Annotated in this window: 12 protein-coding genes and 1 pseudogene; 12 read left to right on the top strand and 1 reads right to left on the bottom strand. The window is 39.7% G+C overall.

All coding sequences use genetic code 11. From position 1 onward, the window contains the following. Window positions 1-337 precede the first annotated feature (337 nt). The 4 genes from AC1DPK_RS03035 to sigK (AC1DPK_RS03020) all read left to right on the top strand — a co-directional run bounded on the left by AC1DPK_RS03035 (window position 338) and on the right by sigK (AC1DPK_RS03020) (window position 4978). Complete coding sequence (locus tag AC1DPK_RS03035) at window positions 338-2827, top strand: outer membrane protein assembly factor BamB family protein (RefSeq protein WP_477509262.1); 2490 nt, start codon at window positions 338-340, stop codon at window positions 2825-2827. A gap of 13 nt (window positions 2828-2840) precedes the next feature. After that, complete coding sequence (locus AC1DPK_RS03030; RefSeq protein WP_477509261.1) at window positions 2841-3491, top strand: HAD family hydrolase; 651 nt, start codon at window positions 2841-2843, stop codon at window positions 3489-3491. Between the two features lie 4 nt (window positions 3492-3495). After that, on the top strand, window positions 3496-4113 hold the full coding sequence (locus AC1DPK_RS03025) for an NUDIX hydrolase (protein ID WP_477509260.1): 618 nt from the start codon (window positions 3496-3498) through the stop codon (window positions 4111-4113). A 163-nt stretch (window positions 4114-4276) separates the two neighbouring features. Next, entirely contained in the window at window positions 4277-4978 is a 702-nt protein-coding gene (gene sigK / locus AC1DPK_RS03020; RefSeq protein WP_053374990.1) for an RNA polymerase sporulation sigma factor SigK, read from the top strand. A gap of 192 nt (window positions 4979-5170) precedes the next feature. On the opposite strand, the gene AC1DPK_RS03015 is transcribed toward sigK (AC1DPK_RS03020), so the two are convergent. Beyond that, window positions 5171-6685, bottom strand: coding sequence for a recombinase family protein (locus tag AC1DPK_RS03015; RefSeq protein ID WP_477509259.1), 1515 nt, complete (start codon window positions 6683-6685; stop codon window positions 5171-5173). Window positions 6686-6805: 120 nt separating this feature from the next. On the opposite strand from AC1DPK_RS03015, the gene AC1DPK_RS03010 reads away from it, so the two are divergent. The 8 genes and pseudogenes from AC1DPK_RS03010 (at window position 6806) to AC1DPK_RS02975 (ending at window position 15563) form a co-directional block, all read left to right on the top strand. Beyond that, the gene (locus tag AC1DPK_RS03010) at window positions 6806-6964 is read left to right on the top strand and encodes a hypothetical protein (RefSeq protein WP_477509258.1); all 159 of its coding nucleotides are present in this window, start codon (window positions 6806-6808) and stop codon (window positions 6962-6964) included. Between the two features lie 205 nt (window positions 6965-7169). Then, entirely contained in the window at window positions 7170-8108 is a 939-nt protein-coding gene (locus AC1DPK_RS03005) for a phage/plasmid replication domain-containing protein (protein WP_477509257.1), read from the top strand. A gap of 259 nt (window positions 8109-8367) precedes the next feature. After that, window positions 8368-9657 carry a hypothetical protein gene (locus AC1DPK_RS03000; RefSeq protein WP_477509256.1) on the top strand — a complete coding sequence of 430 codons (1290 nt, stop codon included), beginning with the start codon at window positions 8368-8370 and terminating at the stop codon, window positions 9655-9657. Window positions 9658-9685: 28 nt separating this feature from the next. Beyond that, on the top strand, window positions 9686-11152 hold the full coding sequence (locus tag AC1DPK_RS02995; RefSeq protein WP_477509255.1) for a DUF5677 domain-containing protein: 1467 nt from the start codon (window positions 9686-9688) through the stop codon (window positions 11150-11152). Further along, window positions 11145-12248, top strand: coding sequence for a hypothetical protein (locus AC1DPK_RS02990; RefSeq protein ID WP_477509254.1), 1104 nt, complete (start codon window positions 11145-11147; stop codon window positions 12246-12248). Before AC1DPK_RS02995 ends, AC1DPK_RS02990 begins: the two co-directional genes overlap by 8 nt. 214 nt (window positions 12249-12462) lie before the next feature. After that, window positions 12463-13629 (top strand): DUF4317 family protein, encoded by a 1167-nt coding sequence (locus AC1DPK_RS02985; protein WP_475775611.1) that lies wholly within the window; start codon window positions 12463-12465, stop codon window positions 13627-13629. 135 nt (window positions 13630-13764) lie between these two features. Next, window positions 13765-14275, top strand: a pseudogene (sigK, locus tag AC1DPK_RS02980) (RNA polymerase sporulation sigma factor SigK); the annotation flags it as partial. 373 nt (window positions 14276-14648) lie between these two features. Continuing rightward, window positions 14649-15563: a phosphotransferase gene (locus AC1DPK_RS02975; RefSeq protein ID WP_477509253.1), complete on the top strand. Its 915-nt coding sequence runs from the start codon at window positions 14649-14651 to the stop codon at window positions 15561-15563. Window positions 15564-16017 lie beyond the last annotated feature (454 nt).

The following is a 16017-nucleotide window of genomic DNA, read 5'->3' as shown; positions in this document are numbered from 1 at the left end:
CCGCTCAAATAGATCTAGAAATTAGTCTTATTAATGCGTGCATAAAGCAACTCAATCGCCATCCTGCTAGGTCAAGAAGGAGGTAATGCAACAACAAGCATCTAAAGTTTTCACTAATCGACGTTTCTCAGTGAATCAGAGAGCTGATACTTCAAATAGACTCTCAAAAAAGTCGTACCAATTCTTAAATGGTCTGAACTCTCTGAATCAAATTATAGACAACATGTAACTGTCATCCTAAACGCAACTTTTTCAGCACTCTAGTCGTCATACTTACCAAATAAAGCCAAACTACGGGCGCATTAGATTTTTAGTGTGCAATGGAGGCCTTGTATTTATGATTATCAAAAAATATCAAACGACAGCAATCGTTGTACTGCTCGCCTTGCTTGTTGGATGTGAGGGCAATGCCATTAACGACATGCCATCAAATCAAGTATCCGCTAAGGAAACACCCGCGAATGCTGTGCAGCTCGTCGAAAAAGAAGAAGCCGCAACTCTTATACCGATTACGATCGATACGATTAAGAGTGGAATAAAAGATGATCTGACCCAAGATCAGGTTCATACGCTTTTTGGAATACCAGCATCATCTGAAGAGAGTTACATCATGATGAACGGTAAAATGAGTGTCATTGATCAATACATATATGAAGAGGGCCAATCAAAACTTGTCATTCAATGGTCCAAGGAAGGGCAGCTGCTATACGTTGTGTTCTACGATACGGATGCTTCAGGGAAACGCAGGAGCTTCCTGCCTTCTATTAAGGGGCTGTCGTCATCCTCATCAGAAAATAATCTTGTAGCTAGAGAGCATGCGATAGAGCTGGATAAGCCAGTTACATTATATATGAACACGAATGCCTATGAGTGGTGRGGAGGAACACGTGCTGTTAAGTTCATCTCTGTAGATGCACGGGCAAAATATAAAGTCGTTACATTGTCGGATGATTTTGCCGAAATTCAGGACGAATCGGGATACGGTGGGTTTGTACCCGTGTGGTATTTAACAAAAGAAGCCGCTCAAACGAAAGATATAGCACCTCTATCGTTAAAAGCAAAAGAAAGTGCTAAAGCGAAGTGGTATCCGAATTCACAAGGTGATGCCACAACTATGAAAGAGGGAGATACCCTCTATGCTTACAAGCAATATGAGGATTGGTATGGAGCTGCCGTACCGGATAGTGCCGAAGGTGATAAATCCTATGGCCTTCTATGGATTCGTAAGGATCAAGTAACGTCAGCTGGTGGTGCTGCGCCTTTGTTTGAGATTGAAAATAGCAAACAAGCGGTAGCTGCTGCTGTGCGGAGTGTACTTGTGCCTGGTCTTGAGAAAGCTCGCGCGAAGGCGATCTTTGGTGAACCTTCGTTCGAAGAGTCTTCCGAAAATGTAGCACCATTAGAAGAAAAAGCTCGCACCCTTCCATTATGGCGTTATGAGGGAGAGCAAAATGAGCTTATCGTTGCTTGGTCAGAAGCGGGGACACTTCGGTATTCGATATACCGAGACTCCCCCGAACTAATTGCGCCACAATATGGTGTTAGTGCTCAGGGGCCTCTTGCACCTTCGCTGCATATGCAGTGGGATTGGCGCTTCAAGTCCGATCTCGGATTCAATTTTCTACTTGAGAAGGTTGGTAATGTTCTGATCATCGCAGGCGAGGATGGCGGTTTCAGCGGTATGCACAATAATTCGAATATATATGCGCTTGACTCAGCTACGGGTCGCAAGAAATGGCAGTTTGATTTTGGCTTTGGAAGACATGACTACGGTTTATCGCAGGATAAAGAACGAATAGCGTTTCTTAAGAGCTCTATGCAAGAAGACCGTCCAGTTCATACGCTTCTGGCATTAAAGACAGCTACCGGACAAAAAATGTGGCAAAAGAAGCTGGACAATGGTAAGGATGTAACCTCATTTGCTGTATCCAAAAACGTGATTTCAGCCGTACAATCAAAGCGAATCAGCACAACGGAAGAAAAGTTTACTTATGATCTCATCGGGTGGAGTATGGGAACAGGCAAGCAGCTTTGGAATATTGAGCTAGCTCAAGAATCAGAATTGGTTCGTGATGTCGGCAATCAAGACGTACTGCTTGTACAGGTTGGTGAGGACATGAGCCCTGTCATTTTGAATGAGCTGCAAGCATACGATCCGTTGACTGGAAAGGTGCTCTGGAAGAAGCCGGAGCGTAAAGCGGCCTCAGATCAAGAAGTGACGGATAGTGTTCGTTATGCGGAGCGTTCGAAAGCTTTTTGGACGAGGACGGTGGATGAATTAGTGTTAGTAGATGCCAAGACAGGCAAGGATGGGCTTCGCCTGCCTCTTGCCGGTTATAGCCGTTACGATATTATTGATGAAAATTATATCTTTCTACAGCAGTCATCTGATAATAACTTGTATAGTGAAAACGTGAAAAGCTCCTTAATCGAAGTTAAGTCAGGCAGGCCGTTATTTACACTAGAAGGAAGAGCTGAATTCGGGAAAATAGAAGGAAGCTTGTTATATTATCGCCTGAATGGTAAAGCGATGTCTTTTGATTTGAAAAAGGAAGAGCAGCGCTGGACAACATCGGGTGTTCCTGGCAAGCAAACGGATGGGGCTTCAGTTGTTCATTATGGCGGCAAGCTGATCGGCGTCTTTCCGGGTCTCGGTAATATGTATGTGTTAGACGAATCGACTGGAGAAGCAGTGAATAGACTCTCAGACGTTCGAGTTGGGTATTACGATTTTACGCCAAATCAACTGCTGAGTGGTTATTTATCGGTTATTGATGAGCAGCTTTATGTAGGCTCCTCGAATGGGTATTTTAGCAAGATAAAATAGAAGGAAGTGTGTTATGCCAATCGATGCCGTATTATTTGATTTTGATGGGACTTTAGCAGATACTTTGCCATTATCGTTTAAAGCTTTTAACACCGTGTTCAAAACATATGACAATCGAGATGTTACGAATGAAGAGCTCATAGCGATGTTTGGTCCAACAGAAGAGGAGATCATTGCAAATAATTTCAGGAATGAAGAATTCATTTTACAAGCGATTATGGACTATTATGCGATTTACAAGCAGGGGCATTTTGATACCATCGAAAAGGATCAGGCTATTATTGATTTGCTAGAACATTTGAAGGGAAAGGGGATCAAAATCGGAGTCATCACAGGAAAAAGTAGGCGAGCGTTCCAGATTTCATCTGAAGCGCTGAATTTAATAAGTTACTTTGATGTGGTGATTACTGGTGATGATGTTGTAAAGCCCAAACCTGAACCCGAAGGTATATATAAGGCGTTAGAAATCCTTGGCGTTAATAAATCCAAAACCGTATTTATTGGCGACAGCAATGCAGATATTGTGGCAGGTAAATCTGCTGGTTTACGGACCTATGGCGTGCAATGGCTGTCAACGTTCCAAAGCAGCGTGTTTGATATACCGCCTGATGCTATTTTCAGAAGCGTATCTGAATTTCTTGACATCATGAAGGAAGAGKGATAGACAGATGGAATTGAAGTGGTTGGAGTGGGCGAAACAGATGCAGGCGATTGCTCAAACGGGACTTACGTACACGAAGGATGTTTATGATATAGAACGTTATGAACAGTTGCGGCAGATGAGTATAGAAATTATGATGAACTATACTTTGGTCAGTGAGGAGAAAATTGCTCTAACTTTCGCAAGTGATTCTGGTTATGCGACGCCAAAAGTTGATATTCGTGGTGTGATTTTTAATGGAAATAAAATATTGCTTGTTCGCGAGAAGCTAGATGGCGCATGGGCATTGCCGGGAGGCTGGGCGGATATCGGTTATTCGCCTTCGGAGATTGCAGTGAAAGAGGTCAAAGAAGAATCAGGGTTTGATGTTGCGCCCGTTCGTTTACTCGCTGTATTGGATAAAAAATTCCATGATCATCCGCCTGAGCCTTACCATGTATATAAGTTTTTTATACTTTGTAAAATCGTTGGTGGAGAGGCCGCTGGCGGAGTAGAAACAAGCGCGGTTGATTTTTTTGAGATAGATCAATTGCCAGAGCTGTCTGCGGAGAGAAACACCAAAAAACAGATTCAAACGTTGTTTGAGTTTCTGGAAAATCCAAATAAAGAGATTATTCTGGATTGACCTGTTGCAATAATCGGGATCGTAATATTTTATATACCTTGAGATGAAGCAGGGTTATTTTCAATTGTCGAAACACCGTACATGCACTTCTAGGCGGCTACCCACATATAATGGAGAACAGACTTCAGTGTTCATCTGTAATACATCGTGGGGGTGACTGAGCATGCCAGGATTGTTTTCGGCAATAGCACTATTTATTAAACAGCTTTCGCTACTTGTCTCTTATGTCAAAAATAATGCTTTTCCCCAGCCTCTTCAAGAGGAGGAGGAAACTAAACATCTGCAACTGATGGCGGAAGGTAATCAACGTTCACGAAATCTTTTGATCGAACATAACCTTCGACTTGTCGCTCACATAGTGAAAAAATTCGACAATACTGGGGAGGATCTCGAGGACTTAATTAGCATTGGGACAATCGGCTTGATTAAGGCGATCGAGAGCTTTCAAACTGGTAAAGGCACGAAGCTGGCGACGTTCGCGGCTCGCTGTATCGAAAATGAAATACTTATGCATTTGCGGTCTTTGAAGAAGACTAGGAAAGACGTATCACTTCATGATCCAATTGGAACGGATAAGGAAGGCAATGAAATTACGCTGATCGATATCCTCGGTACTGAAGCGGATGATATCGTCGATAAGGTGCAGTTGAAAATTGAAAAGTCGAAGATATATAAGAATTTGGATATACTTGATGACCGCGAGAAGGAAGTAGTCATCGGGCGCTTCGGGCTGGAGCATGGCGGGGATGAGCGGACGCAGCGGGAGATTGCGAAGGAACTTGGGATTAGTCGGAGCTATGTATCGCGGATAGAGAAAAGGGCGCTTATGAAGCTTTATCATGAGTTTTATAAGGCGAAGCGGTAAGAATGGCCTGAGCTCTTATAGTACATCTGACATTATCGTATGTAGCGATAAAGTTAGGGTTTGATTACATGAAGTTATATCAATAAATGAAACCAAATGGCTGAGATGCCGTTTGGTTTTTTCTGTCTGTATACACACTCCACACATGTGGAGTGTACAGTGTTGCTAAAATGGCGGGGGCAGGATTGAATCCTATGCCCCCATCTTGGTACTTGGATTTAAGAAATTGAAGTGTATCTTAATGTTATTACCATCGAACACTTCAATTTTGTGGATGAGCTTATGGATGACTTGCTTTAATATCTTCTCATCCTTAATGTTAAGCTGTACTAATTTAGATATTTGCTTTTCGAAGGCATGGATTTGGCTCTCCATGTCTTTTTCTTTTTCGACGTTTGAGTGAAGCTGTTGTTTTCGAGTGTGCAGAAGCGTTACTTCATTCCGTATACCTTCATTTTGCGTTCTCCACTCGTCTTTAGTTATGTCGCCTTCATTCAATAAGTCTAAGAGGGTACTCTGCTTCTTAGTTAGCTGTTGAATCCGTTTTTCGATACCCTTCATTTCTTTATCAAAGCTAACTACGTGTTGCCCTGCTTCTTTTTTTGCGACATCGATAAGTTTTGACTTATTGATACCTTCCTCGGTTAGTTCCTTAAGAACCATAAGGACAATAGATAGCAGTTTATCAGCTTTTATGAAGTGATGGCTGCAAAATTCCCTTCCATACTTACCGTATTTACCACATTGATAGGACTTCCTATCATCTTTGTAATGCATTCCTGTTCCACAGTCAGCGCATACGGCAATATGAGCAAACAGACTTTCCTGACCGTTGCTTCTTTGTTTGCCTTTTAGCACCAGTTTTACTTGTACCTCTTCGAACTCTTCCTGTGTTACGAGGGCGGGGTGAGTATTGAGGACAATTGTTTGTTGTTCTCGGGATACTGTTTTCCGATTTTTTGTTCGGATACTCGTTACTTCACTGCGATTCTGAATCATATTCCCGATATACGCAGGATTAGTAAGAATGATCTTCACACTGCTTTGTTGCCATAAAGAGCCCGCATTCTTAGCTTTTGAGACTGATCTTGGTGTAGGTACACCGTGCTTCGTAAGGTGTTTAGCAATCTTCTGTAGCCCCCAATCGTTATGAAGGTACAGGTGAAATATTTCTTTGACCAAGGGGGCATATAGTGGGTCAAGTTCAAGGCGATCCCCATTTTTTTTATATCCGAAGGGCGGGAGGGAACCATTATACCTGCCTTTCGCAGCTTTTTCACGCTTTCCAAACTTCACTTTCTTTGATGTCTGTTCGCTTTCTTGTTGAGCAACAGAAAGATGAATTGAGAACATCAATTCTCCATCTGATGTTTTTGTATCAATGTTCTGCTCAATAAAAATCATCCCAATGCCAAGGGAATCCAATTCTCGTTTCATGTTTATGCCATCTTGGATATCGCGGGCGAAGCGGGAGATGGATTTGAACAGAACATAATCGAACTTCCTTCCCCTCGCATCTCTCATAAGACGTTGAATTTCAGCGCGTCCCTTGATATTGGTTCCACTAACTCCCTCGTCTTTATAAATATCATAGATAGTCCACTCTTTTTCCTCAACAAATCGGTTAAAGAATGAAATCTGATGACTGACACTGTCTTTTTGACTATCCAGTTCGGTGCTAACACGAGCGTATATTGCACAGCGCATAGCTGATTACCTCCTAAGTAGGGTATCTAAATTCGCTATACGATGTGCCCTCACCAAAGTTTAGAGCTAAACTCTCCTTCTTCTCTGTCGTATAGGTTTACTGAAGGAGAATGAAACCAAATGAACACACAATCAGAGTATGTCGGCAATCAATCTTTGCAAGAAGCTTTTGAAGCTGTTTTAACGGCTCTACTTCGCTCTGAAGTAATTCAAGTAGACATTGATAAATGCAACGCTTCACCTCCCAACTTGGAGGATAGTGTCACAAAGAATGATTGACTGGTCAAGTTTTTATTTGGTCATTCATTTTAATTATTTTCCGTTCCTTTATCCCCCCCTATAGCTAGGAGTTTCCTTTATTTCTAGCTATGGAATGCGGGGATAGTGATTTCTTTACGACATTCCCCTGAATCGATGTTGCGGGGATAAAGTCTGTAACACTAAAGAAAACTTATTCAATATTGAAAAGATAGGATAGGATACTATGATCGACACTGTAAAGATGACAGGTGACTATCAAATAGTATATGAGCTATTAGATAGAGCACCTTGGACAAATAACTATGTCTATGAGAATAGAACTGATAATGGCATGATTGGAGAGATATATGAATACAAGAAGAAGGGTGAAACGGTCAGACTTAAGTACAATCAAAATACGGAGAAAATGACCGTAGAAGTATCTATTCCTAAGTTTCTATTTGGTCATAATGTACGCATGGTCAGTGACATGGATATTAGTCGCTTCTTCCAACGCTTGAATGATTACCTTAGGAATAAATTCTACGCTTACCCTAAGCACGAGTCGTATTATTGGAAGATTCAACGAATGGACGTGTGCTGGAACTTTCAAGTAGGCGAGGCGGTTAGGGATTACATACAGGCGTTCTCTCATATCCATATTCCCAGATATTCTACTTGCGTATATGGCGACGGGGAAACGGTCGTATGGCAGAACAGAAGTAAACGTATGAGTTTCTATGATAAGCAACAAGAAATTAAAGCTCATAAAGGGTCACCTGAAGTCATTGAGCAGTCGCTTGGAATACTTCGGTTCGAAGCAAATATTACTGATAAGAACTTAGTGAGGTATTCGCAGAACCGATGGGCGGGGGAACTCATTAAGGAGTCTGTCGCTAAAGATATGATATTCAAGCACTTGCATCGATTGGGAATAGATAATCACTTAACTGTATCCAATCGTAGAGAAGTTGCGACTCGACTAATTAGTGAATATGGAGAGAGTAAAGCGTGGCAGCTTCTGGGGTTTATAGAATACAAAATGTTATTCGGTGATCAAAGTATAAATCAACCGTCTAAAACTACCTATGATAGGCGTATTAATAAATTGGTAAGACTAGGTATAGCTTCTATATATTCAGATAAGGAATTGCCCCCATTAAATCTCAATGAAATAATATGAGCCGCTTGCCATTCAATAATGGAAGTGGCTTCTTTTATTGTTGAGTGTCCCAGAAAGCTGAATTTCCTTAGTCTTGCTTTCTCTCTATGGGATCAGAATTGGTGCATGGTGCGCACACAAAATAGAAAAACGAGTGTGCACCATGATGCAACAAAACACGGATTTTCAGGGCTTTCTTAAATGTAAGGAAACATTTGGTAGCAGCAACAAGGTGTTTTAACTTACAATATAAGTATGGTGAATCTGTAGGGGTGATAGAGTGAAGCTTTTTAATTTTTCGGAGCCGATTGAATTCGAGGATTTAATTCCTGGTACACATAATAGATGGGGGAATGATGCCCTTCTATTTAGGATAAATAAAGGGACAGGGAAATTGTCCACTAAGTACGGGACGGATAAAAGTGGCGAGACATACGGATTTTTGTTACTAGATAATAAACCATTGATAAACAGCTACGGAGAAGAACTGTACTGTCCGACATGCGCTAAGATTTTAAGTATTGGGCTAGGTAGAGAGAAAGTTGATCCGAGCATTGTTGATACAATTAAATACTCACAAGAACTAAAAAATGATTTAGCTTATACTTTTGAAAATGTTAAACCTATGCTTTCCATTTTAGAAGATGGATATTACTTGCTTACACGTATAGAGATGATTCCAACTGATGGTGATGGTAATTTTTTTTGGAATTTACCCGAATCTAAGAAACTTTATAAAGCAACTGCGGACGTATATTATAAATTTCATGTTAGCTCGGGCACTCCAAAGTTCATACTTCCTTCTCAGAGTGTTAATTGTTTGAATGAGGAAAGGGTTAATTATTACTTAGATCAGATAAAGTACGGTAAAACCATGACAGGACTTGCTTATTATTATGAGGGGTTCATGAGCACATTATTAGATGGACACCATAGAGCAACCGCAGCTTATATAGAAAATAAAAGTATCGATTGTTTAACAATAATAAAAGTTACAGGATTCGGATTCAATCAAGACAAAAAGCCAGATAAAATTTATGCTGGCGGTGAAATATATGATCTTAATTTATTTAGTAAACCCGAGAGAATTCATAAATATCTTAAAAAGTTATTTGATTCGAGAAAATCGAAACTTGAGGTTCAAGAGGTTGAGGAAATCCTTAATGATTGTCAGAACGTTTGGGCACATAGGGCAACTCCCAAAGGTAATGATTTTGGTAAGAGGATTTACCCTGATTATTTGTCAATTGCATTTTCTGATATGGCGGGAGATGTTTCAGATGAACGAATCATTGAAATTATGGCTGGGCGGGATGATGATGCTGAGTTTGAGTTAGAGATGATATTTAAGAAGCTGCAATTGCAAGATCCCAACAAAGCTTTCGAACTGTCAAAGAGAATTATCAATGATGCGAATTGGAAGGTGCTAATTGAGGAAGCTTTTCGTTATTTAGCATCAATAGACAGTACGGAAGTTGAAGATATATTTATTAAATATTTAATAGATACTGATTACGATTCAAAGGATATATGCAGAAAGATAGCAGACGAATACTTAAATAATAGATAATCATTATAACGATTGTGATGTGATAGGTATGGATAAGCAATTCAGCAAACTCTCTGATCATACATTCAAAAAAGGAGTATTATATACACCATTTAATAGCAGTCTAGGAGATCAACTTTCTCTATCTCCATGGGCTATTGAGTGGTTACCTGAATATTTATGGTTAGCATTGATTCTAGAGCAGTATGGCAGGGAAGATGGACTAAATATAGTTGGCAGGATTTCAGGGGAATTATCGAAGATAGATAAGGAATTGTGCATTCCTATGCTATCGAAAATTTTTGAGCTAGAACCCAAAAAACAGCGGATTTTTTATGAAGTAATATGTAAATGGGCTACTAGGGATGTATTATCCCCTCTAACAATAATATACCGTACAGACAAACATGCTCTCTTTTATGAGTATTTTTCAGACTTCGAAACATCAATAGATGATAAAACCATTACCCTTCAAAATGTAATTGATAAAAATCTATTCCATCAAACAAATGAAGCTACAGATATAAGGTTTCTAATTTTATGGTTTAACGTTTTCGCTGAGCGAATTCATTTTGCTAGAGGGATGGAAATAACAAAGGCATTAGTTGAGTATCCTAAACTATCTCATGACCATCTAGAAATGAGATTGTATCGCCCGTTAATTAGATCATCYGAAATGGCTTTAAGGTTTAGAGAAGGTAACGGAGATTTTCCAAAACAATTTTGGCATAGTCTTGGGTTATTAACAAAGTGTAGATCTTTTATTATTGATTATGGTGAACAGGTAGGTGGAAGTGTGTCTTTTTTAGAGGATGCCGTTAATACGATCGACTACTTAATGTCTAATAACAAAGAGTCACTACTCACGGATGAAAAATTTTCTGTCTGCTTGGGTATCGCAACTTATGCACTGAAGATTTATAAAGAAGTGCTCGAAAGTCGAATTGGAGATGGAATCTTAGGTAGAAATGCCTTAAGGACTATTACAGAAGTGTATGTGACTTTGAAATACATGTCATTAAAAGAACAAGACCAACCAGATATATGGAAGGCTTTTAAGGAATACGGAATAGGTAAGTATAAATATGTAATTCTCAAAGCTAGAGAAGTTGAACCAGACCTCGAAAAACACCACTTTGCCCTTCCTGTACTAGAAGCATTGCTTAACGAAGATAAAGGTGAAGAATTCACTAATATGGACACAAGGCTATTTGATAATCAAAATGTAAGAAAGAAATTTGAAGCCATTGGTGAAAATGATCTTTACGATCTTTATTATGAATATGATACTAACTTCACTCATGGACTGTGGGGGRCTATTAGAGAAAGTGCAATGATTTTCTGTAATAATCCTTCTCACAAGTATCATACTGTTCCCGATATTACTTTTGAGCAGAAACTTAGAAGCGTGGAACATGACTGTGAGTATGTTCTGAAGAAACTATTTAATCAGTTATCTTCATTTTATGAATTTCCAGACTTCTTTAAAGATAAGTATGGTGGTCTAGATGATTGAATTGAAGCCGATCATTAAGATTCAAAAGGAATATTTAGACCTGATAAGTAAATATGTCGATTGCATAATGGATGAAGAAATCACAAACAATGAACTGGCATATTTCTTTGAGGAAGTATCACTTTTTTGGCGTAGAAAACATGAGATAATTGACTTTTTTCTAAAGAAGATAAGTACGGATGATAAATGTAGTTTTCTTGCTGGAGCAATGTATATTGATCTGAAAAATGATGGGCACTATGAATTCGCACCTTGTGGGAAATATCGTATTTTTACAGATCCTGTCTCGAAAATGAGAACTTTCTTTTTAACCGAAAGCAGCGCGATTAAACAAAAGAGAGTAAGGGAGTACTTAGTCAAGGTTGTAAATGATTGCATAAATGTCCTGTCAGAGTACTCGAACTATTTCATAGTTCTACCTTTGGATGATATCTTTTCGGAAGATCAAGAAGATCGAATGGCCTTTTTGAAGAAAAGCTCTTATTCGTTTATCTCAAGCCTTTTTGTTAACCCCTGTGCGACAGAGGAAGAATTTTTAGATAAATATCATTCCCTTAAGGAGATAGAACAAGATATCAGAGCAGATTTACTTGATAATTTAATCCTCAATGATAAGAGTGATGTCTCTATTTCTCTGCAAGAACGAATTGAAAAGAATTTAAATGATACTCTGTCTCTTGATGTTTTAAGACAAAGGATGGGGGATGCAGAGATTTTTTTAATGGCAATAGGGCAGTTTTTCATGCAAATCATGGATATTATTCTAATAGCGTATTCATACAAATTAATACCCTTCATTAGATCAGATGTAGTATTTAATTATTTATTAATTACGTATCCTATGATATCTGAAGAAAAAGTAGCTGTTACACTCTTAGAACAGACTGCCATAGCTTATATGTTTCAAAAGATGTACGGGAATTATGATTTTTCCTCCATCACATTCTCTGATTTTTATACCCATGTGTCCGAGAATCGTATTATTGATTCTGTGATTGAAAAGTCGCGGAGTAATGGGGAAAGCGTTTTTGATTTACAAGTCAGTGAAATTGCTTCGCTAATAAAAGAAGAATGTTCATTATTTTTACCAGCATAATTAAGAAAACAAAAAAGCCACTATTAGTGGCTTGGTGAAGGGCACATCATATTCATTTGTTCACACTGTCTACTCAACACATATTGAGTGTGTGGCTGTGTTGGTTTGGAACGGAACTGAAGATAAGTAACATTAACAGCCCTTCTAGCGAAGGGTTGTTATATCGTTTATACTGATAAAACCAATTTACTTCTTAGGAGTTGTCTAGCGAATCATGATAAAGAAAGAAGTCGCGCATATACGCAAGCAATTTAAGCTGGATCACGATATGATGAATATTAACGACATTCTCAACGTGTATATTATGAAGGATAGCAACGAGGTCTATCATTGGGAGAGCCAGGCGTTTGCTCTGGTGGATAGAGAGAAGCAGGAGTTGTATATGGGGAATTTCAAAAAACTGCTGACCGGAGAATTGGATCAGAAGTTGTTCGAGTTGAAGTTTCAGGAGGAAGCAGAGGATCCGACGCGAGTGATACTTCATCAAGGTTTGGCGACAGGCAATCCTGAAGAATGGAAGGACCTGATGCTGCTGTTGGTGGATAAAATGTTGGTGGATGCCAAGTATGAACAGGATACAGTAGTCACGTTCGTTCGTGGACAGTATTTCCGGCCGACCAAGGGCAGAAATGAAGAAGCTGAAGAGAGCGGGAAGGACGAACTGTTCGCGCATCCGTTCATTCTATGCAGCGTGAATTCCACGGAGAAGCAAAAGAAGACTCTCTTGTTCGATTATGTGGAGAGGGAATTTAAGTACAATGTCATTGTAGATCCGATTATCAAGTTAAGTTCGCCGGAGCACGGGTTCTTTTACCCTAGCGTGACGGATAACTATTCCGATGTGAACCGCATTCTGTATTGTACGGCAAAATCGAATTATCCAGATCCGCACTTCATCGGACAGGTCTTAAATGCCGAAAGATCCATGACGGCAATGGAAGAGAGGGCTATTTTCGAAGACATCGTGAAGGAAGTGGTGGGCGAACAACTCGACGTAGCCACTCTCGCACAGGTGTACGAGGAGATCCACCAAGTAATCGAAACCAACGAAGATAAAGAAGAACCCCCGAAGTTGGATTATAAAGATGTGGAACGTGTGCTGACAATAAGCGGCATAGATAACGTGACGACGGATAAAGTGGAACGCGCGTTTCAAACGATCGTCGACGATAGGAACTATGAAATGAAGGCAAGCAGCGTTATGCCGAAATTCACTTCAAAATCGATTAAGATCGATACAAAGGTAGCCTCGATTTCGGTCAGCCCGCAGGATTTAAAGTATGTGAGACAGGTGAATTATCAAGGGAAACGATGCATCCTGATTGAGATCGACGAAGATGCCGTAATCGAAGGATTTACGCTCAGTACAGAGACGTTATAGACTCAGTTGACAGCGTTGGTTGATGCGGTTGCAGTCTTTGAATAGGTCGGCGCATAATGTGTTCTTGGGGGAAAGAAAATATTTTAAGGGGACGAGCTGGAATGTGTTGACGTTTGGTTTACATCAGGTTGTGTCCACAACGTCAAAAAATTCGACAATACTGGGGAGGATCTCGAGGACTTGATCTCGATCGGGACGATCGGATTGATTAAGGCGATCGAGAGCTTCCAAACCGGGAAAGGGACGAAGCTCGCTACATTTGCTGCTCGTTGTATCGAGAATGAAATACTTATGCACCTTCGGTCTTTAAAGAAGACTAGGAAAGACGTTTCTTTGCATGATCCAATTGGAACGGATAAGGAAGGCAATGAAATTACGTTGATCGATATCCTCGGTACTGAAGCGGATGATATCGTCGATAAGGTGCAGTTGAAAATTGAAAAGTCGAAGATATATAAGAATTTGGATATACTTGATGACCTTGAGAAGGAAGTTGTCATCGGGCGCTTCGGGCTGGAGCATGGCGGGGATGAGCGGACGCAGCGGGATTGCGAAGGAGCTTGGGATTAGTCGGAGCTATGTGTCGCGGATAGAGAAGAGAGCACTCATGAAGCTTTATCATGAGTTTTATAAGGCGAAGCGGTGATAATGATCTGAGCTCTAATATTAAATTTGATCTTATCGTATGTAGTAGTGAGACCAGATGTTATTTCAATAAATGCAACCAAATGGCAGAAATGTCGTTTGGTTTTTTACTGTTTACACACTCATGTGGAGTGCTTAATATTGATGATTCTGAAACAATAATTGAGATGTGACGGTGCGGCTCAAAGGTATTGATTGTAATGATATGATCGTGTACGCTTAGGTACTGGTATTAAGCGAACGGGCAGTTTAGCGGAACAAGACGGTTAGATTGTTCTCAAACATAATATTAAATCCATGGTATGATGTGTGGGAAATGGGTCAAGGTTAGGTGAGCAGATTTTCTGTTTTTGCGAAGGAGGAGATAAAGGGATATGGAAAGTTCGAATCAATGGGATGCAGAATGGGAAGTATCAGAAGAATTGGCTTATAAATTAATAAGCAGTCAGTTTCCGCAGTTAGCTACAAAAAGTGTAAAAAAACTAGGGCATGGCTGGGATAACACTGTTTTTCTTGTCGGGTCCGAATATGCATTTCGCTTTCCAAGAAGAGAAGTTGCAATTAATTCTTTAAGGATGGAAGGAAAGATACTGCCTAAGCTTAAAGATTATTTTTCCATTGCATATTCGATACCACTATTTTTTGGGGAAGGGGATTATAATTATCCTGCACCCTTCCTAGGCTACCCCTATTTATCCGGAGAGTTTCCAATTGGATTAACTGACAAGCAACGAGCGCTATCAGCAACAACGCTCGCGCAATTTTTAAAAAGCTTACATGCATTCCCTGTGCAAATTGCCCAAGAAAATGGAGCTCAATATGACCATAGAAATCTGACTGATATTGCGATGCGTAAGAAGAAGATACATAAATTCATTTCCGATCTTGCCCTTCATTTCAGTGAAGAAGAGTATCATGCAATATCAAATTATTTGGAACAGCTCAGAACTGAAAGAGTGAATCAAAAGTATGTATTCCTTCATGGTGACCTTCATTTTAAAAATATACTGGTAGATGAGAATGGAAGAGTTTCAGGGATTATCGACTGGGGAGATATCAATATAGGACATCCTGCTTGTGATTTGAATGTTGTGTATAGCTTTTTACCTCCGGATGCGCGTTCTGACTTTTTCAAAGAATATGGGGATGTAGATGAAGAAACGAAGATCTTATCTCGATTAATTGCCATATATATTCCCATTTTGATAATGATGCAGGCAATTGATGATAAAGATGAAAGGTTGGTTGATGAAGCAAAAGCAAACATAAAACGTGCTCTTTCAGATTAAGAAATGTCATTCCGCTAACGTGGAACGAAAGTTGAAGAAATCGCCTTATCATAGGTGATCTTTTTCTTTATGTATCTAAAAAAAACTTACGATAATAGTGCCTTGATTCATCGCAATATTACGTACTCCAGTCATGTGGAGTGCTGTGTGTTGTTGGTAAGAATTTAGCAGCTAAGAGCCACATTTTCCTGCAAGTTGAAGCCCGGCAGTATACTGCCTGGGCTTTGTTTGTATCTATGGATATACATGTACTGTATAAACTATTATTATGTGGTTTATTGCTTTAATGGTACCTTCTTGAGACAATAATTAGTGTATAAATTTGAATGTTGTCGAAATAGAGCGTTATTGAAGGATATAATTATAAATTATTGAATATAGTCTTCAAGTATAAATTTCCAAGAGTTAGAGAGTTGAAATACAGGAGAACGAGATGGTTCAAGTGTCAGAAAGG

It is taken from the genome of Paenibacillus sp. 01T424, from assembly GCF_056398745.1.
Note: the sequence above shows the minus strand (reverse complement) of the source record. Positions and strands in the feature narration are given on the sequence as shown.